Source organism: Leisingera sp. ANG-M6 (genome assembly GCF_000813905.1).
Taxonomy (GTDB): domain Bacteria; phylum Pseudomonadota; class Alphaproteobacteria; order Rhodobacterales; family Rhodobacteraceae; genus Leisingera.
On sequence record NZ_JWLG01000015.1, the window covers coordinates 271,209 to 296,199 of the forward strand.

Below are 24,991 nucleotides of genomic sequence, written 5' to 3' on the forward strand. Positions count from 1 at the left end.
CGCTACCTGGAAACAGGTTCAATCGTGCGCCACCCGCGGCCGCCCGCTGGCTTCCACCGTCAGCGTGCCTTCAACAAACACTTCCCGCGACTCCACCTGCGCGGTGCGGATATCCCGCTCCACATGCATATGAATGTCCTCGGCGCCCGCTTCCTCTGCTGCACCGCGAGCCTCACCCGCCAGCGCTGCCTCCAGCGCAGCCAGCGCCTCGTCTGAGGCCTGGTAGTCCACCGGCCCACTCTCCAGATGCACCCGGTATTTGCCCTCGGAGGGCGAGGTCACGGTGCCGCTGCGCCGCATGGTCACCCGCCCAACCACTGCACCGATGGCATTGGCCACGCCCGCGTGTTCCGGCAGGATCATGTTGCAATGCAGCCGCTCCCCCACCGCCGGGTAATAGCTGGGGGCAGAGGCCCCCAGCCCCACCACATCCACATTCAGCGCCGCATCCAGCGCCAGCAGCCCGCGGTGCTTTGCCAGCCCGCGCTGCATCAGCACATGCCGCGCCAATTGATCCTCTGGCAGGCCAAAATCCTCGGCTTCTTCCGCAAAAGCAGACTCCAGCAAGGTCAAAGCGGTCTGTTCGGTCAGCTGATCAATGATCATCTGCGCCAGCGTCTCCGCGTCTTTCGCGACCATGTCGCCGCTGCCCACCCGGCGGCGGGCAAACAGTGTCAGCGCCTTCTCTGCCGCCTCGCGGTCCCAGGCCTCCACCCGGCCCAGCACATGGCTGGCATCCGAGGGTGTCACGCCGGAAACCTGCACCAGCCCGCGGTCCACCAGCCGGCCCAAGGAGCCATGCTCCATCCGGGTACGCAGGATCTGGCCCAAGGGATGCACCTGCATCCCGATCCGCGCCAGCAGCCCGGCCTCCCGCTCGCTCAGGCCCGCCACCGGCACCCCCGGCACCGCCCGCACAAAGCGCCCGTCAAACTCGCCCACGGTGGAATTGCGCAGCTGCTCGTCCAGCGCCGCATGCACCACCTCCGGCGCGTCGGTGGCAATCAGCGAGACCGGCACTACCCGGCGCGGCCCCAGGGTCAGCCCGCCGGACAGCCCGCTGGTGTTCAGATGCACCTGGCTGTCACCGCCCAGGCCCGTGGTGCGCATCGCCACCGCCTCCACCATGGTGCGGAACGCCCCGACCCGCGCGCCTGCGGGGTCAATCGCGGGCTTGCCGTCCTTGATCAGCGCCACATCCGTGGTGGTGCCGCCGATGTCGCTCACCAGCGCATGATCCGCCCCGGTCATCCAGCGCGCACCGACAATCGACGCCGCCGGGCCGGACAGGATGGTCTCAATCGGCCGCTCCCGCGCCTGCTCGCCGCTCATCAGCGCGCCGTCGCCGCGCACCACCATCATCGGCGCCTCGATCCCCAGATCGCGCAGCGTGTCCTGCGCCCGCCCGATCAGCCGGTCAATCATGCCGATGAGGCGCGCATTCAGCACCGCTGTCACCGCCCGCTTGGGCCCGTTCAGCTTGGCCGACAGCTGGTGCGAGCAGGTGGCCGGCGCGCCGGTCATCTCATGAATGATCCGCGCTGCTTCCACCTCATGCGCCGGATTGCGGGTGGCAAAGACACTGGCCACGGCAAAACCCGTCACCCCCTGGCCCTCGGTGCGCAGGAACAGCTCCAGCGCCTCTGTGTCCAGGGGCGCAGCCTCGCCGCCGGCATGGGTATGACCGCCGCCGATCACCAAGGCCGGATCGCCCTTCAGCGCGTCCCGCAGCCCGTGCCGGTCCAGATCATCCTCCTTAAAGCCGATATAGATCAGCGCCACCCGGCCGCCCTGACCCTCGACCAGCGCATTGGTGGCCAGGGTGGTGGACAGCGCCGCCAGCGAGACCTCCTGCGGCTGTACCCCGGACTGCTCCAGCACCGCCCGGATTGCGCCGCCGACACCAATTGCCAAATCCTGGCGCGTCGTCAGCGACTTGGCAGAGGCGATCACCTCCTTCTCGTCGCGGATCAGCACCGCATCGGTATAGGTTCCGCCCGTGTCCACTCCCAGCAGCAACGCCATGCCCAGCCCTCTCAAACTCTGTTCGCCGGACCGGGTGTAACGCCTATTTGCGGCCCGTCCATCCTGTTTGCGTCACGAAAGCCGTTGAACCGCCCATCGCGCCGCATCCGCCACCGCCGGGTCCGGATCCTCCGCCAGCCGCTGCGCCACCGCGCGCAGCTCCGCCAGGCCGGAATTGCCAATGGCATACAGCACATTGCGCACAAACCGGTCGCGCCCGATGCGCTTGATCGGCGAGCCGGAGAACTTCTCCCGGAACGCAGCGTCATCCAGCACCGCAAGCTCCGCCAGCCTCGGCGCCTTCAGCTCGTCGCGCGCGGCATAGCGCATGTCGCTGGCCGCCACCGCAAATTTGTTCCAGGGGCAAGCCGCCAGACAGTCATCGCAGCCGTAGATCCGGTTGCCCAGCTTGCCGCGCAGTTCTTCGTCCACCGGCCCCTTGTGCTCAATAGTCAGGTAGGAAATGCAGCGCCGCGCATCGACTTGATAGGGCGCCGGAAAAGCATCGGTCGGGCAGCTGTCCAGACAGGCCCGGCAAGACCCGCAGCGGTCCGGTTCAGCACGATCCGCCGGCAGCTCCAGTGTGGTGAAAACAGACCCTAAAAAGGCCCAATTCCCCCAATCGCGGCTCACCAGATTGCTGTGCTTGCCCTGCCAGCCCAGCCCCGCCGCCATGCCCAGCGCCTTTTCCGGCACCGGCGCGGTATCGACAAAAACCTTCACCTCGCAATCAGCCCCGGCCTCCGCAATCAGCCAGCGCGCCAGCCGCTTCAGCCGTTTCTTGACCAGATCGTGATAGTCTTTGCCCCGGGCATAAACCGAGACCGCGCCGCGGTCCGCCTGCCCCACCACCGCCATCGGATCCTCCTCAGGCGTATAGCTTTCGGCCAGCATGATCACCGACCGCGCCTCTGGCCACAGCTGCGCCGGGTCGCCGCGCCAATGGCTGCGCTCCGCCATCCACCCCATCTGCCCGTGATAGCCCGCGTCCAGAAACGCCTGCAGCCGCCCCGGCACCTGCGGCACATCCCAAGGGCGGCAGATGCGGCAGGACACAAACCCCTCGGCCAGCGCCTGAGCGACCAGTTTTTCTTTAAGGCCCGACCCGTCTTTCATCTTTGCCCAAATACTCCGGGGGAGCGGCCCATCAGGGCCGCGGGGGCAGCGCCCCTCAACCGGTTGATATCAGAAATCCAGATCGGTGTAATGCGGCGGCGGCCGGAACCCCGGCACCTGATCCGCCAGGATCGACCGGAACGCAGGCCGCGACTTGATCTTGGCGTACCAGTCCTTGACCACCGCCGAGCGGTTCCAGTCCACATCCGAGATGTAGTCCAACGACGACAAATGCGCCGCCGCGGCAAAATCCGCCAGCGTCATCATATCCCCGGCCAGCCAGCGCCGGTGGTCCAGCAGCCAGGCCATGTAATCCAGGTGGTATTTGATCGCCTTGGCGCCGGCCTTGACGTTGCGGCTGTCGGGATAACCCTCGCCGGTGATCTTCTTGTTCACCCGCTCATACAGCAGCTTTGACGTGACCTCATGGTGGAACTTGTCGTCAAACCAGCTCACCAGGCGGCGCACCTCATAGCGGCCCTCGGCATCTTTGGGCATCAGCGGCGGCTCGGGCCGGGTTTCCTCCAGGTATTCGCAGATCGCCGCGCTTTCGGCCATCATCTGGCCGTCCAGCCGGATCACTGGCACCTTGGCGGCCGGGTTGCGGCGCAGAAAGTCCGGGTCCTGCTCCCAGTAGCGCTCCTCGACCAGTTCAACCTCGATCTTCTTCTCTGCCAGCGACAGCCGCACCTTGCGGCAATAGGGGGACAGGGGAACGTGGTACAGGCGCGCCATGGCTACAGGGGGTCTCCAGAAAACTTACAACGGTTGTTTCAGCAATGCCTTGGGCAGCAGAAAGATTCAATCCTCGAAACAATCCGCGCGCCCGTCTGCGCGAATGGTGGCCGCCCCGTCCTGGATCTGCCGCGCCCGGCGCTGCACAAAGTTTGAGGGCTTGCGGGCCGACCGCTCTTTGGGATTGGGCAGCACCGCGGCAATCAGCGCCGCCTGCCGCGCGCTCAGCTGATCCGGGCCAACCCCGAAATACTTGCGCGCTGCCGCTTCGGCGCCGAACACGCCCTCATCCATTTCGGCCACGTTCAGGTAAACCTCAAGAATGCGCCGCTTGCTCCAGAAGATCTCAACCACCGGCGTCAGCAGCGTCTCCAGCACCTTGCGCGGCCAGCTGCGGCCTTGCCACAGGAACACGTTCTTCACAACCTGCTGCGAGATGGTCGAGCCACCGCGGCTGCCGCCGGCCTCGATCGCGGCCTGAATGGCACGGGCATCAAAGCCCCAATGGCGGCAGAACTGCGCATCCTCCGCCGCCACGACAGAACGCGCCAGCACCGGCGAAATTTCCTCCAGCGGCACCCACATCCGGTCCACCTCGCCCAAGCGGCGCTGTTCAGCCCAGATGGTGTGGGTGATCGGCGGGTTCACCACGGAATAAAGCAGGATCAGCAGCAGGAACACTGCTGAAACCGCCAGCACCGCGCGCAAAACCCAGCGCCGCAGCCAGCGCAGCGGCTGGACCTTCAGCCTTGCCGCCTTCTTGCTGCTCTTGGATTTCTTTTTCTTTGCCACTGCCTTCGCCATGACTCTCTATAGGCCAGCATGCCCCCGGGAACCAACCGCCAAAAAGAAAACCCCGCAAGCATTTGCCTGCGGGGTTCTGATTTTCGTCTCTAACTTGGCTTATTCCGCCGGAACCGCGGCCTGCTCCTGCATCACAGGATGCGGCAGCTTGTCGAGCATCTCCTTCGGGCAGACCTGCAGGAAGTTTGCCTTCTCGCTCTCCCAATGCTGCAGGATTTCTGCAGCCTTGCGGCTTCCTGTTTCGTCCAGGTGACGGGCAATCAAGCCTTTCAGCTCCGCCTCCCAATGCGCCACGGTGACCGGGCAGGTGACCAGCGATTCCATGTTCATCAGGCTCGCAGCCTTGCCTTCCGGATCATAGAGATAGGCCATGCCGCCGGTCATGCCCGCGCCGAAGTTGGCGCCGATCGAGCCCAGGATCACCGCAACACCGCCGGTCATGTATTCGCAGCCATTGGACCCGCAGCCCTCGATCACCACCTTGGCGCCGGAGTTGCGGACAGCGAAACGCTCGCCCGCGCGGCCCGCCGCAAACAGGTAGCCATCGGTGGCACCGTACAGCACGGTGTTGCCGATGATGGTGTTTTCGCTCGCCACCAGCGGGCTCACCTGCGGCGGGCGCACCACGATGATGCCGCCCGACAGGCCCTTGCCGACATAGTCGTTGGCATCGCCCGACACTTCCAGCTTCAGCCCCGGCGCCGCAAAGGCGCCCAGCGCCTGGCCGGCAGAACCCTGCAGCTTCACTGTCAGGTGGTCCGGCTGGAACGAATTCCGCATGCCGAAGTTGCGCACGATGTGGCTGGAGGTGCGGGTGCCCACGGTGCGGTGGGTGTTCTGCACCGCATAAGACAGCTGCATCTTCTCGCCGTCCTGCAGGAAGCGGGCCGCGTCGCGCACGATCTCCGCATCCAGCGTGTCCGGCACCGCGTTGCGGTCCTTGTCGCGGTTGTAGACGATATTGGCGGAGCCATCGACGGTGATCAGCAGCGGGTTCAGGTCCAGGTCGTCCAGATGCGCAGAACCGCGCGACACCTGCGCCAGCAGGTCGGCGCGGCCGATGACCTCATCCAGGCTGCGGGCGCCGATGGAGGCGAGGATTTCGCGCACTTCCTGGGCGTAGAAGGTGATCAGGTTCACCACCTTGTCCGCACTGCCGGTGAATTTGGCCCGCAAGCTCTCGTCCTGAGTGCAAACCCCCACCGGGCAGGTGTTGGACTGGCACTGGCGCACCATGATGCAGCCCATGGCGATCAGCGCCGCGGTGCCGATGCCGTATTCCTCGGCGCCCAGCATTGCCGCCATCACGATGTCACGCCCGGTGCGCAGGCCGCCGTCGGTGCGCAGCGTAACCCGGTCGCGCAGGTTGTTCATCGCCAGCACCTGATGCGCCTCGGTCAGGCCCATCTCCCACGGCAGGCCCGCGTATTTGATCGAGGTCGCAGGCGACGCCCCGGTGCCGCCGTTGTGGCCCGAGATCAGGATGATATCGGCCTTCGCCTTGGCCACGCCGGCCGCGATGGTGCCAACGCCCGAAGATGCCACCAGCTTGACCGTCACCTTGCAGCGCGGGTTGATCTGCTTCAGGTCATAGATCAGCTGCGCCAGATCCTCGATCGAATAGATGTCGTGGTGCGGCGGCGGCGAGATCAGCGTGACACCCTTGGTGGAGTGGCGCAGGCGGGCAATCAGGTCGGTAACCTTCATCCCCGGCAGCTGGCCGCCCTCGCCGGGCTTGGCGCCCTGGGCCACCTTGATCTCCAGCTCTTCGCACTGGTTCAGGTATTCGGCAGTGACGCCAAAGCGGCCCGACGCCACCTGCTTAATCTTGGCAGAGGGGTTGTCGCCGTTCGGCTCCGGCACGAAATGTGCCGGATCTTCACCGCCCTCACCCGAGTCCGACTTGGCGCCGATCCGGTTCATCGCCACGTTCAGCGTCTTGTGCGCCTCCGGGCTCAGCGCACCCAGGGACATGCCGGGGGTCACGAAGCGTTTGCGGATCGAGGTGATCGATTCCACTTCCTCAATCGGCACCGCCTTGCCCAGCGGCTTGATCTGCAAGAGGTCGCGCAGGTGGATCGGCGGATTGCTCTGCATCTTCGCCGAATACTGCTTCCACAGCTCATAAGACGCGCGGTTGCAAGCCATCTGCATCATATGCATGGAGGTCGCTTCCCACGCATGTGTCTCACCCGACTTGCGCGCCTTGTAGAAGCCCCCAATGGGCAGGATGCCTTCCGGCGCCTTCCAGGCCTTTGCGTGGATTTCCTCCGCCTTGGTCTGGATGCCAGTGACACCGATGCCGGAAATGCGCGAGGTCATGCCCGGGAAATATTCCGCACACATGGCGCGGGACAGACCCACTGCCTCAAAGTTCAGACCGCCGCGGTAGGACGACACGACCGAGATCCCCATCTTGGCCATGATCTTCAAGAGGCCCTGGTCGATGGCTTCGCGGTAGCGGGCAACATTGTCGGTCAGCGACCCGTCCAGCAGCCCGCGCTCAATGCGGTCCGCCAGCGAATCCTCAGCCAGATAGGCATTCACCACGGTGGCGCCGCAGCCGATCAGCACCGCAAAGTAATGCGGGTCGATGCATTCGGCAGACCGGACGTTCAGCGAGCAGAAGGTGCGCAGGCCCTTGCGGGTCAGATGCGAATGCACGGCAGAGGTTGCCAGGATCATCGGCATCGCCACCTTGTCCGCACCGGAATGCTGGTCGGTCAGCACGATATGGCCGGCGCCGGAACGCACGGCTTCCTCGGCCTCGGCCCGGATCCGCGCCAGTGCGGCGTTCAGCGAGCCGCGGCCCGGCGCAAAGGAACAGTCGATCTCTGCCAGCGGCGCGTTGAACTGCTCCACCAGCTTGTCCCACTGGGCATTGCCGACAAACGGGCTCTCCAGCACGATGATCTCAGTCTGGGAGCTGTCCTCGTCCAGCACGTTCTTCAGGTTGCCGAAGCGCGTCTTGAGGCTCATCACCCGGAATTCACGCAAGCTGTCGATCGGCGGGTTGGTCACCTGGGAGAAGTTCTGGCGGAAGAAGTGGCTCAGCGGCCGGTACATCTTGGACAGAACCGCAGACGGGGTGTCGTCGCCCATCGAAGCCAGCGATTCCTTGCCGTCCTCGGCCATCGGCGCCAGGATCTGCTCCAGCTCCTCAATCGTGTAGCCCGCGGCCACCTGGCGGCGGCGCAGCTCCTCGCCGCTGAACAGCGGCTGCTCGGTCACTTGGGCCAGGGTTGCGTCCAGATCGTTGATCCGCTTGACCCAATCGCCGAACGGCAGCGCGCGCGCCAGCTTGTCCTTGATCTCGGTGTCGCGGAACAGCTTGCCCTTGTCCATATCCACGGCCAGCATCTGGCCCGGGCCCAGGGCGCCCTTCTCGACCACCGATGCCTCGTCAACCGGCACCATGCCCGCCTCAGAGCCCGCAATCACCAGCCCGTCGCCGGTCACCACATAGCGCATCGGGCGCAGGCCGTTGCGGTCCAGACCCGCGCAGACCCAGCGGCCGTCGGTCATCGCCAGCGCCGCCGGGCCGTCCCAGGGCTCCATCACGGAGTTGCAGTAGGAATACATGTCGCGCCAGGCCTGCGGCAGTTCCACCGCCTGCTTGGACCAGCTTTCCGGCACCAGCATGGTCTTTGCCATCGGCGCGGAGCGGCCCGCGCGCACCAGAACCTCGAACACGCCGTCCAGCGCGGCAGAGTCGGAGGCACCGCCCGGCACGATCGGCTTGATGTCCTCGGCATAGTCACCGAAGGTCGCCGACGCCATGCGGATCTCATGGCTCTTCATCCAGTTCAGGTTGCCCTTCAGCGTGTTGATCTCGCCGTTGTGCGCCAGCATCCGGAACGGCTGCGCCAGCCACCACTGCGGGAAGGTGTTGGTGGAATAGCGCTGGTGATAGATCGCAAAGGCGCTCTCGAACCGCTCATCCATCAGGTCCGGGTAGAACACGGCCACCTGCTCCGCCAGCATCATCCCCTTGTAGATGATCGAGCGGCAGGACAGCGACGCGATATAGAGGCCCGAGATCGCAGCCGCATTGGCCGCCTTCTCGATCCGGCGGCGGATCACATACAGCTCGCGCTCAAACGTTTCCTCATCCACACCCTTGGCGTTGGAGATCAGGATCTGCTCGATTTCGGGACGGGTCGCATTGGCCTTTTCACCCAGACAGGTCACATCGACCGGCACATGGCGCCAGCCGTAGATGGAATAGCCCATGCGCAGAACTTCGGTCTCGACGATGGTCCGGCAGCGCTCCTGGGCGCCGAAATCGGTGCGCGGCAGGAACACCTGGCCCACCGCCATCAGCTCATCCTGACGCGGCTCGTGGCCGGTGCGGCGGATCTGGTCATAGAAGAACGGAACCGGGATCTGCACATGGATGCCCGCGCCGTCGCCGGTCTTGCCGTCGGCATCCACCGCGCCGCGGTGCCAGATCGCCTTCAGCGCGTCGATGCCGGCCTCAACCACCTTGCGGCTTTTCTTGCCGTCGACCGAGACCACCAGGCCCACGCCGCAGGAGGAATGCTCTTCTTCCTCGGAATACAGGCCGTTTTCAGCCATCCACTTGCGCTTGGCTTCCTCGGCGCGCACCCAATCGGCATCATATTTGGTCATTGGCTGGTTCCTTCTACGGAGGGGGCAAACATCTCGATCACGTCGGCGCCGGTCAGTTTCCGGCTGCTGCTGTCGAAGGCGTAGCCCGCTGGCTTCTTGTCGATGTAAAGTTCCAGGCGCAACTCGTTGCCGCCTGCGTTTTCAAACAGGCCAGCCGACATTTGCGTCTGGCCCTTATGTTCTCCCGCGGTCATCCGGTACCACAGCGCCGATCCGCATTTGCCGCAGAACGCCCGCTCGGCCCAGCCGGAGGACTCATAGGTTTGCACCGGCCCCAGCGCCGCATAGCCGCTGGCCGCCTGAAAGCTCAGGAACGGGCCACTGGCCCAGCGCTGGCACATTTCGCAGTGGCAGGCGGAAACGGACGCGCGCGCCGGGGTGGCGGTGACGGTCACCGCGCCGCACATGCATTGTCCCTTCAACTCGCTCATTTCCATGTTCCTTCTGCTGGCTGGGTCAGCATTACTGACCTTGCTGCGGTTCGCTCGCTGCTCCGCCGGTGCACAGGGGGTGCACAGACGGTGTACGGGGGGGGGCCGGCTTATTCCGCCGCCACCACGGCCTTGCTGTTGAAGTTCTCGAGGATCGCTTCGGCGCAGTCGCGGCCGTCCTTGATCGCCCAAACCACCAGCGACGCGCCGCGTACGATGTCGCCCACCGCATAGACGCCGTCCAGTTCGGTGGCGCCGGTCTTGAACGCCGCCTTGACGGTGCCCCAGCGAGTCACCGGCAGTTCCGGCTGGTTCCACAGGGTGGGCAGCTCCTCCGGTTCAAAGCCCAGGGCTTTGATGACCAGATCGGCCTCCTCGACGTAGTCCGCGCCTTCGATCACTTCTGGCGCCTGACGGCCCGAAGCATCCGGCTGGCCCAGGCGCATCTTTTGCACCATCACGCCAGACACCTTGCCGCCCTCGTCGGTGAAACCCTTGGGCGCCGACAGCCACTCGAAGATCACGCCTTCTTCCTCGGCGTTCTGGGTCTCCCGCTGGGAGCCCGGCATGTTGGCGCGGTCGCGGCGGTAGAGGCATTTAACGCTGGTCGCGCCCTGACGGATCGAGGTGCGCACGCAGTCCATCGCGGTATCGCCGCCGCCGATCACCACAACCTTCTTGCCTTCGGCATTCAGGCTGCCGTTGTCGAACTCAGCAACTTCATCGCCAAAGCTCTTCTTGTTGGAGGCACACAGGAAGTCGATCGCCTTGACGATGCCTTCGGAACCGCTGCCCGGCATTGCCAGATCGCGCGACTTATAAACGCCGGTGGCGATGATCACCGCGTCATGCTTGCCACGGATTTCCTCAAACGAGATGTCCTCGCCCACATTGCAGTTCAGCACAAAGGTCACACCGCCGTCTGCCAGCAGCTTGTTGCGGCGCTCAACCACATCCTTTTCCAGCTTGAAGCTGGGGATGCCGTACATCAGCAGCCCGCCGGCGCGGTCATAGCGGTCATAGACCGTGACCTGCACACCGGCCTTGCGCAGCATATCCGCTGCCGCCAGGCCGCCAGGGCCGGCACCGATGATGCCAACGCTTTCGCTGCGCTCGGCCAGCGGTGCGGCGGGCTTCACCCAGCCGTTTTCCCAGGCGGTGTCGGTGATGTATTTCTCGACAGAGCCGATGGTCACGGTGCCGTGGCCCGACTGTTCGATCACGCAGTTGCCTTCGCACAGGCGGTCCTGCGGGCAGATACGGCCGCAGATCTCCGGGAAGGTATTGGTGGCCTGGCTGGTGGCATAAGCCTCTTCCAGGCGGCCGGTCGCGGTCAGGCGCAGCCAGTCGGGGATGTTGTTGTGCAGCGGGCAGTGGCTCTGGCAATAGGGCACACCGCACTGGCTGCAGCGGCTGGCCTGCTCCTCAGCCTTGGCAGCAGCGTACTCCGCGTAAATCTCATTGAAGTCTTCCTTGCGTACACTCGCGTCACGCTTTTGAGGCATGTCGCGTTCGATCTGCACAAATTTCAGCATCGGTTGCTTGGCCACGGGCTGGACTCCATCGTTTGTCTGGCTGCGCTGGCACCCTTGCAGGTACGAATACGCTTTTATGTCAACTTTACTGACCTATTTTGTCAGCGCTTTACTCCTGATATCGTGTTTCGTGGAAATGTACAGAATTTTTAGGTCCACATCGGACCTTAATAATGACTTTCCAATCCAGAGCCGGGATTTATACAGAGTCGCGACAGTTTACGGCCCGTCCGCGGCCCTTGAGGAATGATTTCAGCATGCCGCTTTTCCAGCTGATCCTTGTTGCTTTGATCCAGGGCATCACCGAATTCCTGCCTGTTTCCTCCTCCGGCCACCTGATTCTGCTGCCCGGCCTCACCGGGCTGGAGGACCAGGGCCAAGTGATCGACGTCGCCGTGCATGTCGGCACACTGGCGGCTGTGATGATCTATTTCTGGGGTGATGTGCGCGAGGGGCTGATCGGCCTGCCCCGCGCCCTGACCGGCCGAATGGACACACCCGGCGCGCGGCTGGCCATGGGGCTGATCGTGGCCACCATTCCCACCGTCCTGTTCGGCGCCCTGCTGCATTTCACCGGCCTCAGCGATGCGCTGCGGTCCATTACCGTGATCGGCTGGACCATGCTTGGTTTTGGATTGGTACTCTACTGGGCCGACCAGAAGGGCGCCGAGGTGAAACAGGCAGGTGATTGGGGCCTGCGCGACGCGCTGATCATGGGAATGTGGCAAATGCTGGCGCTGATCCCCGGCACCTCGCGCTCCGGCATCACCATCACCGGTGCGCGGCAGCTGGGATATACCCGCGAGGACGGCGCCCGCATTGCCATGCTGATGTCGATTCCGACCATTATCGCCTCCGGCGTTCTGCTGGGAACCGAGGTGGCGCTGGAGGCCAACACCGCGCTGCTGCGCGATGCCGGGATCGCCGCCCTCTTGGCAATGCTATCGGCGCTGGCCGCGCTCAGCCTGATGATGCGGCTGCTGCGCTCCGTCAGCTTCACACCTTATGTGATCTACCGGGTGATCCTGGGTGTTGTGCTGCTGACCGTCGCCTACACCAGCTGAGGCGCAAAGAAAAAGCGCGGGGGAAATCCCCGCGCTCTCAGACCTTGAAATACCTTGCAGATCAGGCGCCGTTGCGCAGGTTGCGGGCAGAGCCTGTCATCTCGTCATACTGGCCGGAGGGGCGGAACTTCCACAGGTAGTCCGGCAGCACGGAGCCAACCGTCACCGGGTCAATGCCCAGATCCGCAAAACCCTTGGCGCCGTCAGACACCACATTGTCCGACTTCAGGCTTTTCAGCTGGTCGCGGGTCAGCATTTTGTTCTCGATCAGCTGGAAGCTGACGAACTGCAGCACGTCAAAGCCAAAAGCCACCAGCTTGGCAGCAAAGCCCGGCAGCGAGATGATGACACGGCGGCGGTGGATCACCTCCAGCATCTGCTCCATCAGCGCACGGAAGGTTTTCACTTCCGGCCCGCCCAGCTCATAGACGCCGCCTTCTGCTTCGCCCAGCGCGCCCTTGACTGCAGCTTTGGCCACGTCATCTGCAAACACCGGCTGGAATTTGGTGCCGCCAGCCGCAATCGGAAGAAAGGGCGACAGGCGGGTCATGCCGGCAAAGCGGTTGAAGAAGCCGTCCTCGGCCCCGAAGATCACCGAGGGGCGCAGGATCACGGCACCCGGGAAATGCTGCTGCACCGCAGCTTCACCAGCGGCCTTGGTGCGGGAATATTCGCTGGCGGCATCCGCATCGGCGCCAATCGCCGAGATATGCACCAGATTGGCAACGCCCAGCTCAGACGCGATGCGGGCGATGCGGCCCGCGCCCTCTGCGTGGATGGCGCCAAAGGTGTTCTTGCCCAGCTCGTTCAGCACGCCGACACAGTTCACAACTGCATCCGCCCCCTGCATCACCGACGCGACCGACATATCGTCGCGGACGTTGCAGAACACCGGCTCCACCTGGCCCGGAACACCGTAGGGCTTCACATGCATGGCTTCATTGGGACGGCGCACGGCGACCCGCACCCGCCAGCCTTCCTTGGCCATGCGCCGCGCGATGTAGCGGCCCACGAAACCGGATCCGCCATAGATCGTGACCAGTTTGGACATCATTTGGCTCCTGAACTTAGCTGCCCCTATGCTGTAGCGCCGCAAGAGACGCCGAACAAGGCGCAAAACGTGGGAATACGGTCACTGTGACGGCTGAAAACGCGGGAAACACCGGTCCTTCGCTGCAATTGCAGCGAATTGGTTAACCCGGCCTTCAGTCCTGCCAGCTAGAAGGAAAATGCTGCAGCAAAATCACATGTTTCTGCGGTTGTTACTGGTGCAGGCAGTTGTTCAGGAGGCCAATCAGAATGACGGACGAAGACAACAAGGACCTGATCCGCAAAAGCATCGAAAACGAGAAGATGGATCTCGACGCATTTGTTCCGGCTTTCTATGCCAAATTCTTTGCCGCCTGCCCGGACATACGCGGTCTGTTTCCAGAAGATCTGGCCCAGCAGGAAGAAAAGCTTCTGGCATCACTGACCCATATTGCAGAAGCATTGGACGATTCCGAACGGCTGGATGCGATCCTGAAGCTGCAGGGCGAAAAGCATCGCAAGCTGGAGGTGTCGGATGACCATTTCGATGGCTTCATCAACAGTTTCACCGGCGCCCTGTCGGACACGCTTGGCCCGGACTGGAACCGCGAAACGCAGAAGGCATGGACCGGTTTCCTGACCGATGTGGCCGTAAAAATGAACTTTATGACGCGGGTCTAAGAACCGGCCGGCTGAATTTTTTTCCCGCCTTGCTGTTCGGCTTGTTTTCCGTTTGACGCTGCCTGCGACTCCGCTTATACGCCGGTTCCACGACACCTGCCCAGGTGGCGGAATTGGTAGACGCGCTAGCTTCAGGTGCTAGTGTCCGTATGGACGTGGAGGTTCGAGTCCTCTCCTGGGCACCATTTGACTTTTGGAAGTGGACAGAAACCGTAACGCCTTGAACGGTAAGGTGGTTTCTGCAGTTCGAAGTCCAGTTTCGCGACATACATTCAAAGGTGCTGCAAAGGCTAACCGCAACACCGTTCTCTTGAGCTCGTAGGAGCTCTTTTCCCAAATGTTCCAAGGGTTTGCCAAAAACTCCATGGAAAGTTCGAACATTTTGTCGAAGTTCCCTTCTGGAAGCTCTTGATTGGCCATCTTTTCCTGCAGTACGGCGGTTTCGGAGCGCAATTCCGCAATCCTCGTTTCATAGGCGCGGGCGGTCTCGTCGTGTTGAGTTCGAGCCGCCCGGTCGATCAACGAACTGACTTCGGTTTCGATTTGCCGTAAGTGGGTCTTGTGTCGCGAAGCTTCCTCTTTGGAGTTCGAACAACGGCGATCCCATGCGTCTCGAAACATCCGACCGGCAAGTTCGAACGTCTTGGCAGTGGGGGCGAGGCCCTTTAGCACGTGTTCGAACTCGGCCTCCAACTTGTCTCGCGCAATCGACTTGCCTCGCTGGCTACAGCCCTTGTGATGGCAGAGGTAGTAGGGATACCGCTTGCCTGTCCCACTCTTTGACCAACATGAAGTCAGGCTGTATCCGCATTCAGAGCACGTCAGGAAGCCGCGCAGAACGAATTCACGGTCGATGTCCTTGCGAGCTGGCGCAACCTTCCTTCCGTTCAAGCGGTCCTGATTGATCAGATAGGTTTCGTACGGGATCAATGGCTCATGCTGAGCCTTCGTCAGAGGAATACCCCATTCGGGTTTCTCCAGATACCCGGCATAGACCACGCGGGTCAGCAATCCTGTCACCCGATCAAACTTGACCTCTTTTGCGCCGCGCGGGCGAGGAAACTCGGGCGTGTCATCTAAGAAGCGCTTAACTTCCGCTTGGCTCTGAAACCGGCCGGATGCAAACCCTTCCAATGCTTCACGAATGATGGAGGCTTCTGGCTCCTTGGGGACAAGGAGCTTACCGCCGCCCGGAGCCTTCGTGTATTGATATCCAACCGGAGCAGAGAAGGTCCAATAACCATTCTTGAGACGTGCAATCGTCCGGGTCTTTGACAGCTCCGCATTCTTCTCGCGGTCCCGTGAGGCCAACAATGCCCAGAGCATTTCCAAGAAGCGGCTTTCAGCATCCACCCCGAACTTGGTCTTAGGGCTGTCAATAGCAGCACCAGCGGTCATGATCTTGTTGCGCAACTCTGTATGCGCACCTACGTCACGTGCAAATCGAGAAACGTCATCGACGATGACCATGTAGTCACGAGCATCAACACGGTTCAGGAAATCCAGCAGCAGGTTCATGCCGGGACGATTTGAACTGGCACCTGAGATCACGTCTGTGAACACATCCTCGACCTGCATACCGCATTGCTGAGCGTAGTCCCGACAGCTCCGTTCCTGACTGGACAGACCCGCGCCATCCATCGTTTGTTTGATCGATGAGACGCGACAATAGATGACGCACTTGTTCCGCTTCTGCTTCTGATGCTTGTCAAACATTTGCGGCCCCTCCGAAGTCAGGGGATTCGTTTCTGCAGCGAGGCTGATGAGTGTGGAGGCTAATGACCTCCGCTTCGCCCGTCTGCACGGGATGAACACCGTAGCCAATGTCGACAAAGGCTACGATCACGGTCCAAAGCGCTTTCAAAAAGTCCGCTTTCTGCTCATCAGAAATGCCACTGCCGTCGAGATAGTCTTGATAACGTTCAACGTCGACTTCCAGCCGCTTCCGGTTCAGTTGGTGACGGTTTCTTGCTTCAACAAAGTCAATGACTTTGCTGCGGTTCAATTCGTGCTCCATGTTCGAACTCTCCATGCTTTTCGGTTGTCGATAACCCCACAAAGGTACGGGATAACAACTAGTTACCTATGGATATCGGCATTTTGGAAGGTAAGAGTAAGTGACATTCGCCGCTGCTTAGCAGGGAGATCAACGTGAAATATTTTCTCACATCTCTCCCCCTCAGGACCTTAGCTTACTGATGCACGTTGAGAGCGTTTTGGGTTTTATCACATCGGTGGGAGAAGGTTGCCCTTGGCTCGAACCGAAGTAAGCTCACGGATGTCACAGAAAGTGACACGAATCAGTGCGTGAAACTCAACGTTTTCCGCGCGGAGGCAGCAAGATTCTGAGGCGATCAAAGGCAAGGCCAGACAGGGATAACCTATTTGGAGAGACATCGTCGTCTGCAACTTGATCATACGTTAAGGCATAAATTTGAGCATCGGAGCGTTCCATGGCATTTAAACCTCGCAAAACTCATTCAGCAGTGCTCGCAGACCCTGTTCAGTTTTTCAGATCACTCCCGCACAGGAAGATCGAAACAGAAAACCCTCATCAGCGCGAAGTTCTGCTCGAGTATGCTGCAAGGCATCACGGCTCAGCCGACCTTGCGATACAACTGCCCACGGGTAGCGGCAAAACACTAGTAGGGCTGATGATCGCCGAGTGGCGGAGGCTAAAAAATTCAGAACGAGTAGTATACCTGTGCCCAACTAAACAGCTCGTTCACCAGACGGTTCGTCAGGCAAATGAGGTTTACGGTCTTGACGTAAAAGGGTTCGTAGATTCGAATAAAACATACGATGCTGGAGATGTGGCACAATACAGAAGTGGGAATGCCGTCGCGGTTACCACCTACAGTTCAGTATTTAACTCAAATCCGTTTTTTGATGATGCACATGTGCTTATACTTGATGATGCACATACCGTAGAAAACTATGTTGCAAAAAATTGGTCTCTCGAAATTTCAAAAGAATCGAAAGAGACGCGTGATTTGTTCAATCTTATGTGCTCTGTTTTGTCTCCACACATGTCGCGCTTCGACATTGCAATGTTGCGGAATGATGTAAAGCCAGAGGTGTCGCGGGGGTGGTGTCAGCTGCTCACTGTAGACAAGCTCCTTTCGTCAGAAGTTGAAATAACTGACCTACTTGACCGACACTCGAAGAGCGCAAATCTACACTATTCGTGGTCATTGCTGCGCGGCCATCTTGAATGCTGTAATATATTTATGGCACCAGGAGAAATCCTTATCCGACCCTATATCCCACCGTCTTGGTCAAATAAAGCATTCTCAGACCCTAAAACACGTATTTACCTGTCTGCAACACTCGGCGCAGGGGGTGACCTTGAACGCCTCACGGGGCGACGCCGCATAAACCGGATGCCTGCGCCTGAAGGTCTTGAAGGACACGGCGTGGGTCGACGCTTCTTTATCTTTCCAACTCGTTCTTTGGAGGGAGATGAAGCAGGCAAACTTATATCAAGTTTGGTTAAGATGACGCCGCGCGCGGTATGCTTGACAGCATCAGATCGCAGAGCGGAAGAATGGAAGGGGTTCATCAAAGGATCGACAGGCTATAAAATATTCTCAAGTCGAGACATCGAAGCAAGTAAAGCTGGCTTTGTATCGCATAGTTCGGCAGTGGCGGTACTCGCGGGCCGTTTCGACGGTATTGATTTCCCCAAGGATGAGTCTCGCCTTCTATTGATAGATGACTTGCCTTCTATGATTAACCTTCAAGAGCGGTTCATCTCCAACGAACTGAGTTCAGATGTTCTTTTTCGTGATAGAAAAAAGACTCGAATGCTACAAGCAATTGGGAGATGCACGCGATCATTTGTCGATACGTCTGCGGTAGTTATATGCGGTGTTTCACTGCGTGATTACTTCTTGGACGTGGATTTGCGAAAAGAGCTGCACCCTGAGCTTCAGGCCGAAATTGATTTTGGCGACTACCAGTCCAGTGATGTGGAACCGGACGAACTCGTTGAGAACTTCAAGTCCTTCCTCTCGCTAGATTCTGACTGGCAAGCGGCTAGCAACGAAATTCTGAATGAAGCAAGCACATTAAGCCAAGAGCTGCCTAGCTACCTGCCTGAACTTCAGGATTGTGTGAAAGACGAGGTCCGTTTTTCCGAATGCATGTGGCGTTCAGATTATGTGTCCGCATATGAACATGCGCTAGATATCCTTGGAAAGCTCCAACACTCCCAACTTAAAGGCTTGCGCGCTTTTTGGAGTTATAAGGCTGGTGTTGCTGCACTCTTGGAGGGGCGCGAAACACCACGATATCAACAGATGGCTATCGACCAGTTCTCAGCGGCTTCTAAAGCGTCCGATATCTCTTGGATGCGTAGCCTAAGAGGCGCGCTTTCCGGGGAAAAAGAGGCCCCAGAGAATAGCAAAAATGAGCAGTTTCAGGCAAAGCGCATCGCGAATAAGTTTGCCAGCATGGGTGTAGCAAATAATTCTCGGTTCAACCGTGAAATCGAGTTGGTGTTGGAAGGCCTGAGCGATCTGACCAAGTTCGAAGGCGCGCAAGTGAAACTTGGGGAGCTACTTGGTTTTATCTCGGAAAACTCCAATGAAAGTGCAGCACCAGATCCATGGTGGGCTACGATCAGTACAGGAGTGGTGTTCGAGGACTACGCGGAGGCAAAGTCTTCAAGTGCTCTTTCGCCGACCAAGGCCAAGCAAGCTTTAGGCCACATAAACTGGTTGAAGGAAAACCGTTCGGAGCTTGCCGAGGTGAACTTCCAAACCATTATTGTGACCCCAGCTACTAAGATTCACAAAGGCGCGTTGCCTCAAATAAAGAACTCTCTGATCTGGAGTCTGAGCGACTACGGCACATGGTGTCAGCAAGCCGTAGATGTCCTGAGGGGACTGAAGGCCAGCTTTAAGTCTGAGGACGATCTGGTTTGGCAAGCGGAGTGCATTGAGAGCTTGAGGAAGAACAACCTCTCAATGGAAACCCTTCTGCCCTATGTTGAGGCGCGAGACATGTCTGAAAGACTGAAAGTGGTAGAGGGCCAAAGTTTGGTTGAGTGACCAACCGAACCGTCTGTTTGCTGCCTCAAGTGCAGTTCCCACCTCTCAAGTTCAGCAAACAGGCGGTTCGAGCTTTCTCCTTTCAGGTGCACCATTCCCCGAAATACAATTGAACACTGCCAGCGCAGGACAGTTGTGCCTGCGGGCAGCGTGCCGTTTCAGCTACCCGAAAAGAAAAACGGCAGGGCTCGCCTGCCGTTCTCAAACAGCCTTCTGCTGATCTGCAGCCGGTCTCAGTTCACTTCTTTGACCGTGTCCTGCACATCGCCGCCGGATTCTTCCGCGGCATCCACGATCTCAGCATCCTCCACCGGTTCCGCGCTCTTATCCTCCAGCGCGCCGGTGATCAGCGGCAGCATGTGGGCGGCCGCAACGCTGGCAACCTCCGGCGTCTCCGGGCGCTTCCAGGACAAGGTGTCAAAGCTGGAGCAATGCTCGCAGACCGGTGCCCATTCCGCGTGGATGTGGTTGCAGCTGTCGCAGACCCATTGCGGCCCGCGCGGTGCGGTCAGCGCCTTGGCCAGCCATCCCTGCACCACCTTGTCGCTGGCGCCTTCGCCGCGCTCAATCGCAGCCATCAGCGTCAGCGCGCGGGCATCCGGCGCCCGTTTGGCCAGGTCATTCAGCCAGCGGCGGGCTTCGGGGAAATCCTCTGCCACGATGTTCAGCTCCGCCATCACCAGCCGGGCCTCATCATTCAGCGGCTTGATACGCGCCAGCTGGTCAAACCGTTTGACGCGCTCAGCAGGGGTTTCCTCCGGCTCGATTTCGGCAAAGGCATGAGCCAGATCCGGATGCGGCTGGTTTTCCCAGGCTTTCTTCAAGAGCCGCACAGCCGGGCGTTTCTTGCCCTTGGCGATATAGGCGCGGGCGGCCATGGCGGCAGCCGGGACCAGATCCGGCGACAGGCGGTTGGCTTCGATCGCCTGCTCCTGCTGCTCGACCGTCGCGCCCTCATCCAGAATACCCTTGGAGGCCGACAGCGCCAGCACGGCATCGCGGCGTTTGTACACATCGCGCGGCAGGGTGCCGGTCTTGAGCTTGGTCGACAGCGTCTTGCGTGCGCCGGCCCAGTCTTCCGCTTGGGCCTGCAAACGCAGCAGCGTATCTTGTACTTCCTCATGCTTGGGCCGCAGTGCCAGTGCCTTTTCAGCCAGCTGGCGGGCAGTGTCAGTGTCGCCTTCCGAGAGCTTCTGTTTCATGATGCCGCGCACCCCGACAAACCGGGTCGGCTGGTTGGACAGCAGGCGTTTATACGCCTCGGCGGCCTTGTGGGTGTCGCCGCTCATCTCTGCCGCCTGCGCCACCAGCAGATCTGTCAGTTCCGGCTTCTGCAGGTATTTCTCGGCCCGCGCCGCCTTGGCCAGCGCCAGCCGCCCCTCGCCGGAGGCCAGCGCCATCAGCCCGTCGGACAGCGCCTGATAGCCTTTGCGCTCGCGGCCCTTGTCCCAATAGCGCGACAGGGCAGTTTCATCGCCATTCAGGAAATGCAGGGTGGCGACCAGCAGCGACAGCAGCTTGAGGAACAGCCAGACGCCAACAACCAGCACGCCCAGCGCGATGACCGATTGCAGTGCGCTCAGCGTGTATTCGGTGCCGGCGACGGTGATTTGCATTCCGCCGGCAGTTTCCATCAGCAGGCGGCCCCCAAAGGCCAGAAGCGCGACAATTGCGACAAATACGAGGATCTTCAACAACGACCAGAGCATGGCGGCTTCCTTATTTGGCTTGCAGGCTTTGAGCCAGTTCAGCAGCTGCCGTCACAGCAGCCACCCGCGCATTTGCCGCGGCTTCCCAGCTGGACAGGGCGGCACGGGCCGTTTCGGGCAATACGGACAATTCATTCAACGCGTCCGGCAGCTTGCCGGCTGCCACCGCGGCCTCGGCACGGGACAGCACCGCGTCCGGGCCGTCGCCCTCCTGCGGGGTGACCGAGCGCGCGCCAAGATGCCGGTTCACATAGTCCAGCAGGCCGCCGCTGCCCTTGGTTTCTTCGCGGGCTGCGGCCAGCGCGTCGCGCGCCGCCGGGGCAAAGCTGTCGCGCAGGGCGGAAATGGTGGCAACACCGCTGTCAGCCGGGCCGGACAGGGCCGCGGGCACGTCCACGCCAAGGTTCGAAAGCTCCTGCACGTTAGCGGCATAGCTGTTGCCGCTGTCCAAGGCTGAGCGCAGTTGTGCAAGCTGGGTCTGGGCGCTGGCAATCCGTGCGGCCTCGGCACTGGCGGCATCCTTTGCCTGGGCTTCGGCCAGCATCTGTTCGACTTCAGCGCGCTGCGCGGCAAGGCTATCCTGCAGCTTGCCCAGCTCGGTTTCAAACGCAGCGACGGCCTCGGGCGAGGCGCCCTCCGGCGGCCGGGTTTCCAATGCGGACACGCGGGCGGCCAATGCGTCCAGATCCGCCCGCAAAGCCGCATCCGGTGCCGGCGCGCTCTTCAGCGGCTCAATTTCAGCGGTCAGGGCATCAATGCGGGACGCAAGCGGCGCAAGGTCGGGCGCCTGATTGGCTTCCACCTGCTGTTTCAAAGCGGCAAGGGCTGTTTCCAGCTCTGCCTGGCCGGCCTCAAGCGCGGTCAGATCAACACCGCCGCGCATAGAGGCAGGCAGCACGCTGTCGAGCCAGCCGCCCTGGCCGGCCACAAAGCCGATTACCGCGGCCACGGCGCCGCCCAGAACCGCAGAGCCGAAGCCGCCGCGTTTTTCCACCACCCGTTCGATTTCGCGGGGCGCCTCAGCCGCGGCAAGCGGCTCAACCGAAGCTTCTTCCCGCTCCGCAGCTGTATCCTGGCCGAAAGACGAAATCCCGGTCTCGGTCTCGGTCTCGGAAACCGCAGACTCTACATCATCAGGGGCGTCAACAGACTCAGCACCGGTTTCCTGCGCCGCATCCTGTTCAGAGGTTTCTGCAGCGTCCTCGGCCGGTTTGTTTTCACCGGGGCCGGGCTCAATCACGTCTTCCGGATTTTTCTTGTCAGCCACGCCGGCCTCCCCCTCGATTCCTAAAATACATTCTTGCGAACACGCTGGACCCTACTCCGCGCGCCCCTTGCCCTCAAGCCGGGACAGCTGCACTGCGGCATCAAGGACAGCCGCAGCCATGGCCGGTGCATCCGGTGCCTTACTTACGCGCAACACCTTGCAATTCAAGCCTTTCAACGGTTCAGCAACGGCCTGGCTAAGCGCAATCAGATGCAAATGCGGCGCGTCCCCGCACAGATTGGCAAAATGGCGCGCAGTCCTGGGTGAAAATAGCGGCACGATCACATCATTTTGCGCAGCAAGCGCAGCCTGCGCCTCCTCCGTCAGCGGCAGAAGCACCTGATCATACACGATTTGCTCCCCGCAGGGGAGGCCGCCATCCGTCAGAAGCTGGGCAATTTCCCCCCGCGCATGGGCACCGCGCAGATGCAAAAGCGGTGCCTCGGGGCGCTTTTGCAGCAGGGCAGCCGTCAGCTCTTCGGCGCATTGGCCCAGAAACTCCGCCTGCCAGCCCAGTTCTGCGGCGGTCTGCGCCGTGCGCTCCCCGACACAATAGGCAGGCAGCCGAACTGCCGTTTCACGTGAAGCGGCCTCAACTGCATTGGCAGAGGTGAAAACCACGCCCTTCACACTCTGCAAGTTTACCGGTGCCTGAACCACCTGGATTTCCATCAGTGGAGTGTAGACCACGTGCAGGCCCGCAAGCGCTCCGGCTGGCAGGCCGTCAGCAAACCGCTTTGCCGCGGCCAGCGGGCGTGTCATCAGCAAAGGCACCATTGCAAGGCTCCCGGGATTGTTTGCACCCCGCTTCGGTGGTAGCCCCGGCAGCAGATTGATGCAACGGTAAGGCCATGACAAAGACCCTGACAATCCTGGGGCTGGAGAGCAGCTGCGACGACACCGCCGCCGCCGTGGTGCGGCAGGCAGACGGCGGGAATCCCGAGGTTTTGTCTTCGGTTGTGTTCGGCCAGACCGAACTGCACAGCGCCTTTGGCGGCGTGGTGCCGGAAATCGCCGCCCGCGCCCACGCGGAAAAGCTGGACATCTGCGTCCGCGATGCGCTGGCAGAGGCGGGGCTGAGCCTGAAGGACATGGATGCGGTGGCGGTGACGGCCGGACCGGGGCTGATCGGCGGCGTGATGTCCGGCGTGATGTGCGCCAAGGGCATCGCTGCCGCAACCGGTCTGCCGCTGATTGGCGTGAACCATCTGGCGGGCCATGCGCTGACGCCGCGGTTGACGGACGGGATCATCTATCCCTACCTGATGCTGCTGGTTTCCGGCGGCCACTGCCAGTACCTGCTGGTCCGCGGGCCGGAGGATTTCACCCGGCTGGGCGGCACTATTGACGACGCACCGGGCGAGGCCTTTGACAAAACCGCCCGCCTTCTGGGGCTGCCGCAGCCCGGCGGGCCGTCGGTGCAGGCCGAGGCGGAAACGGGTGATCCCAAGCGGTTCCGCTTTCCCCGGCCCTTGCTCGACCGGCCGGATTGCAACCTGTCCTTTTCCGGCCTGAAAACCGCGCTGATGCGGATGCGGGATCAGATCGTGGCCGAGAAAGGCGGACTAACCCGCCAGGACCGCGCCGACCTCTGTGCCGGGTTTCAGGCTGCGGTGGTTGATACATTGGCGGAGAAAACCCGCCGCGCAATCCGTCTGTATCTGGAAGAGCAGCCAGCGCAGCCAACCGTCGCCGTGGCTGGCGGGGTGGCAGCAAACACAGCCATTCGGGCCGCGTTGGAGACCGTGTGTGCAGAGGCAGGCGCTGCCTTTACTGCCCCGCCGCTGCGGCTGTGCACGGACAATGCCGCGATGATTGCCTATGCGGGCCTTGAGCGGTTCAAGTCCGGTGCGCGTGATGGTCTGGACCTGACCGCCCGCCCCCGCTGGCCGCTGGATCAAAGCAGCCCGGCATTGATCGGATCCGGCCGCAAAGGAGCCAAAGCATGAGCATTTCGGTACTGGGATCGGGCGCCTTTGGCACCGCCCTGGCAATTTCGCTGGCCGGCAACGGGCCGGTGACCCTGTGGGCGCGCAACCCGATGAAGGCGCAGGCGATGCAGGACAGCCGCCGCAACGGCACCCGCCTGCCCGGTGTGGAACTGCCGGAAAACCTCTCTGTCACCGCAGATATTGCCGAGGCCTGCCAGTCCGAAGTCTTGCTGCTGGCGGTGCCAATGCAGACGCTGCGCGGTGTGCTGGAGGAGTACGGCGCGCATCTGGCAGGAAAGACGCTTGTTGCCTGCTGCAAGGGGATTGAGCTGGACAGCGGGCTTGGCCCGGTGGCCGTTATCCGCGAGGTTTTGCCGGATGCGCAGGCCGCGCTGCTGACCGGGCCGAGCTTTGCGGCGGACATTGCAAGGGGCCTGCCAACTGCACTGACTTTGGCCTGCGGCGATGCGGAGGTGTGCAAAAAACTGCAGGAGCAGCTGACCACGGCCAACCTGCGCCTGTACCGGACCACAGACACCATTGGCGCGGAAATCGGCGGTGCCCTGAAGAACGTGATGGCGATTGCCTGCGGTGCGGTCATCGGCGCCGGGCTGGGCGACAGCGCCCGCGCTGCGCTGATGACCCGCGGTTATGCCGAAATGCAGCGCATGGCGCTGGCCGGCGGCTCCAAGCCGGAAACCTTGGCGGGATTGTCCGGTTTTGGCGACCTGGCGCTGACCTGTACCTCTGAGCTGTCCAGGAACTACCGGCTGGGCCTGTCCATCGGCCGCGGAGAGGAGTTTGACCCCAGCATCACAGTAGAAGGCGCAGCCACCGCGCGGGCGGTTGCGGCACAGGCCCAGCGGATGGGGCTGGATATGCCGGTCACGCTCACGGTAACCAATTTGGTAGATCAGCGCTTGACGATCAGCGAGGCTGCGGCACATTTGCTTAAAAGACCATTAAAAGAGGAATAAA

At 61.5% G+C, this 24,991-nt stretch carries 18 protein-coding genes and 1 tRNA gene; 6 read left to right on the top strand and 13 right to left on the bottom strand.

Going from position 1 to position 24,991, the window contains the following annotated elements; all coding sequences use genetic code 11:
* Positions 1-18: 18 nt before the first annotated feature.
* The 7 genes from RA24_RS14035 to RA24_RS14065 all read right to left on the bottom strand — a co-directional run bounded on the left by RA24_RS14035 (position 19) and on the right by RA24_RS14065 (position 11,293).
* Positions 19-2,025, bottom strand: a complete 2,007-nt coding sequence (locus RA24_RS14035) for a hydantoinase/oxoprolinase N-terminal domain-containing protein (protein ID WP_039192282.1) — start codon at positions 2,023-2,025, stop codon at positions 19-21.
* Between the two features lie 72 nt (positions 2,026-2,097).
* Positions 2,098-3,141 (bottom strand): tRNA epoxyqueuosine(34) reductase QueG, encoded by a 1,044-nt coding sequence (queG, locus tag RA24_RS14040; protein WP_039192283.1) that lies wholly within the window; start codon positions 3,139-3,141, stop codon positions 2,098-2,100.
* A 69-nt stretch (positions 3,142-3,210) separates the two neighbouring features.
* Entirely contained in the window at positions 3,211-3,876 is a 666-nt protein-coding gene (gene fzlA, locus RA24_RS14045; RefSeq protein ID WP_019297524.1) for an FtsZ-binding protein FzlA, read from the bottom strand.
* A 66-nt stretch (positions 3,877-3,942) separates the two neighbouring features.
* Entirely contained in the window at positions 3,943-4,680 is a 738-nt protein-coding gene (gene mtgA, locus RA24_RS14050) for a monofunctional biosynthetic peptidoglycan transglycosylase (RefSeq protein ID WP_019297523.1), read from the bottom strand.
* Between the two features lie 99 nt (positions 4,681-4,779).
* Positions 4,780-9,312 carry a glutamate synthase large subunit gene (gene gltB, locus RA24_RS14055; RefSeq protein WP_039192285.1) on the bottom strand — a complete coding sequence of 1,511 codons (4,533 nt, stop codon included), beginning with the start codon at positions 9,310-9,312 and terminating at the stop codon, positions 4,780-4,782.
* Positions 9,309-9,743: a GFA family protein gene (locus RA24_RS14060; RefSeq protein ID WP_036762486.1), complete on the bottom strand. Its 435-nt coding sequence runs from the start codon at positions 9,741-9,743 to the stop codon at positions 9,309-9,311. The genes gltB and RA24_RS14060 overlap by 4 nt, the downstream gene beginning before the upstream one ends.
* Before the next feature lie 110 nt (positions 9,744-9,853).
* Positions 9,854-11,293, bottom strand: a complete 1,440-nt coding sequence (locus tag RA24_RS14065; RefSeq protein ID WP_019297520.1) for an NAD(P)-dependent oxidoreductase — start codon at positions 11,291-11,293, stop codon at positions 9,854-9,856.
* Positions 11,294-11,535: 242 nt separating this feature from the next.
* Here RA24_RS14065 and RA24_RS14070 point away from each other — a divergent pair, with 242 nt between their 5' ends.
* Positions 11,536-12,342, top strand: coding sequence for an undecaprenyl-diphosphate phosphatase (locus tag RA24_RS14070; RefSeq protein WP_039192287.1), 807 nt, complete (start codon positions 11,536-11,538; stop codon positions 12,340-12,342).
* A gap of 61 nt (positions 12,343-12,403) precedes the next feature.
* Here the strand turns inward: RA24_RS14070 and RA24_RS14075 are convergent, their stop codons facing one another.
* Positions 12,404-13,393 (bottom strand): complex I NDUFA9 subunit family protein, encoded by a 990-nt coding sequence (locus tag RA24_RS14075; protein ID WP_039192493.1) that lies wholly within the window; start codon positions 13,391-13,393, stop codon positions 12,404-12,406.
* A 248-nt stretch (positions 13,394-13,641) separates the two neighbouring features.
* Between RA24_RS14075 and RA24_RS14080 the strand changes: the two genes are divergently transcribed.
* A complete protein-coding gene (locus RA24_RS14080) occupies positions 13,642-14,052 on the top strand; it encodes a globin domain-containing protein (protein WP_039192290.1) in 411 nt (136 codons plus the stop codon).
* A 98-nt stretch (positions 14,053-14,150) separates the two neighbouring features.
* Positions 14,151-14,237 (top strand) — tRNA-Leu (locus RA24_RS14085).
* On the opposite strand, the gene RA24_RS22965 is transcribed toward RA24_RS14085, so the two are convergent.
* Both RA24_RS22965 and RA24_RS14090 read right to left on the bottom strand, forming a co-directional pair.
* Positions 14,191-15,768: a recombinase family protein gene (locus RA24_RS22965; protein WP_446720214.1), complete on the bottom strand. Its 1,578-nt coding sequence runs from the start codon at positions 15,766-15,768 to the stop codon at positions 14,191-14,193. The genes RA24_RS14085 and RA24_RS22965 overlap by 47 nt on opposite strands.
* Positions 15,761-16,069 (bottom strand): hypothetical protein, encoded by a 309-nt coding sequence (locus RA24_RS14090; protein ID WP_039192293.1) that lies wholly within the window; start codon positions 16,067-16,069, stop codon positions 15,761-15,763. Before RA24_RS14090 ends, RA24_RS22965 begins: the two co-directional genes overlap by 8 nt.
* Before the next feature lie 436 nt (positions 16,070-16,505).
* Here RA24_RS14090 and RA24_RS22025 point away from each other — a divergent pair, with 436 nt between their 5' ends.
* Positions 16,506-19,106 carry a DEAD/DEAH box helicase gene (locus tag RA24_RS22025; protein ID WP_039192296.1) on the top strand — a complete coding sequence of 867 codons (2,601 nt, stop codon included), beginning with the start codon at positions 16,506-16,508 and terminating at the stop codon, positions 19,104-19,106.
* A 233-nt stretch (positions 19,107-19,339) separates the two neighbouring features.
* Here the strand turns inward: RA24_RS22025 and RA24_RS14100 are convergent, their stop codons facing one another.
* The 3 genes from RA24_RS14100 to RA24_RS14110 are packed head-to-tail and all read right to left on the bottom strand — an operon-like array spanning position 19,340 to position 22,844.
* A complete protein-coding gene (locus RA24_RS14100) occupies positions 19,340-20,815 on the bottom strand; it encodes a heme biosynthesis protein HemY (RefSeq protein WP_039171987.1) in 1,476 nt (491 codons plus the stop codon).
* Between the two features lie 10 nt (positions 20,816-20,825).
* Positions 20,826-22,082 (bottom strand): COG4223 family protein, encoded by a 1,257-nt coding sequence (locus RA24_RS14105; RefSeq protein ID WP_039192299.1) that lies wholly within the window; start codon positions 22,080-22,082, stop codon positions 20,826-20,828.
* A gap of 51 nt (positions 22,083-22,133) precedes the next feature.
* The gene (locus RA24_RS14110; protein WP_241480944.1) at positions 22,134-22,844 is read right to left on the bottom strand and encodes a uroporphyrinogen-III synthase; all 711 of its coding nucleotides are present in this window, start codon (positions 22,842-22,844) and stop codon (positions 22,134-22,136) included.
* 89 nt (positions 22,845-22,933) lie between these two features.
* Between RA24_RS14110 and tsaD the strand changes: the two genes are divergently transcribed.
* On the top strand, positions 22,934-24,031 hold the full coding sequence (tsaD, locus tag RA24_RS14115) for a tRNA (adenosine(37)-N6)-threonylcarbamoyltransferase complex transferase subunit TsaD (protein WP_039192303.1): 1,098 nt from the start codon (positions 22,934-22,936) through the stop codon (positions 24,029-24,031).
* Positions 24,028-24,990, top strand: coding sequence for an NAD(P)H-dependent glycerol-3-phosphate dehydrogenase (locus tag RA24_RS14120; protein ID WP_019295351.1), 963 nt, complete (start codon positions 24,028-24,030; stop codon positions 24,988-24,990). Before tsaD ends, RA24_RS14120 begins: the two co-directional genes overlap by 4 nt.
* Position 24,991 lies beyond the last annotated feature (1 nt).

Coding starts and splice junctions, on each gene's coding strand:
- RA24_RS14100 (WP_039171987.1), bottom strand. CDS start 20,815: ATGCTCTGGTCGTTGTTGAAGATCCTCGTATTTGTCGCAATTGTCGCG.
- RA24_RS14090 (WP_039192293.1), bottom strand. CDS start 16,069: ATGGAGCACGAATTGAACCGCAGCAAAGTCATTGACTTTGTTGAAGCA.
- RA24_RS14070 (WP_039192287.1), top strand. CDS start 11,536: ATGCCGCTTTTCCAGCTGATCCTTGTTGCTTTGATCCAGGGCATCACC.
- RA24_RS14060 (WP_036762486.1), bottom strand. CDS start 9,743: ATGAGCGAGTTGAAGGGACAATGCATGTGCGGCGCGGTGACCGTCACC.
- RA24_RS22025 (WP_039192296.1), top strand. CDS start 16,506: ATGGCATTTAAACCTCGCAAAACTCATTCAGCAGTGCTCGCAGACCCT.
- RA24_RS14110 (WP_241480944.1), bottom strand. CDS start 22,844: ATGACACGCCCGCTGGCCGCGGCAAAGCGGTTTGCTGACGGCCTGCCA.
- RA24_RS14035 (WP_039192282.1), bottom strand. CDS start 2,025: ATGGCGTTGCTGCTGGGAGTGGACACGGGCGGAACCTATACCGATGCG.
- RA24_RS22965 (WP_446720214.1), bottom strand. CDS start 15,768: ATGTTTGACAAGCATCAGAAGCAGAAGCGGAACAAGTGCGTCATCTAT.
- gltB (WP_039192285.1), bottom strand. CDS start 9,312: ATGACCAAATATGATGCCGATTGGGTGCGCGCCGAGGAAGCCAAGCGC.
- fzlA (WP_019297524.1), bottom strand. CDS start 3,876: ATGGCGCGCCTGTACCACGTTCCCCTGTCCCCCTATTGCCGCAAGGTG.
- RA24_RS14120 (WP_019295351.1), top strand. CDS start 24,028: ATGAGCATTTCGGTACTGGGATCGGGCGCCTTTGGCACCGCCCTGGCA.
- RA24_RS14075 (WP_039192493.1), bottom strand. CDS start 13,393: ATGTCCAAACTGGTCACGATCTATGGCGGATCCGGTTTCGTGGGCCGC.
- mtgA (WP_019297523.1), bottom strand. CDS start 4,680: ATGGCGAAGGCAGTGGCAAAGAAAAAGAAATCCAAGAGCAGCAAGAAG.
- tsaD (WP_039192303.1), top strand. CDS start 22,934: ATGACAAAGACCCTGACAATCCTGGGGCTGGAGAGCAGCTGCGACGAC.
- RA24_RS14080 (WP_039192290.1), top strand. CDS start 13,642: ATGACGGACGAAGACAACAAGGACCTGATCCGCAAAAGCATCGAAAAC.
- queG (WP_039192283.1), bottom strand. CDS start 3,141: ATGAAAGACGGGTCGGGCCTTAAAGAAAAACTGGTCGCTCAGGCGCTG.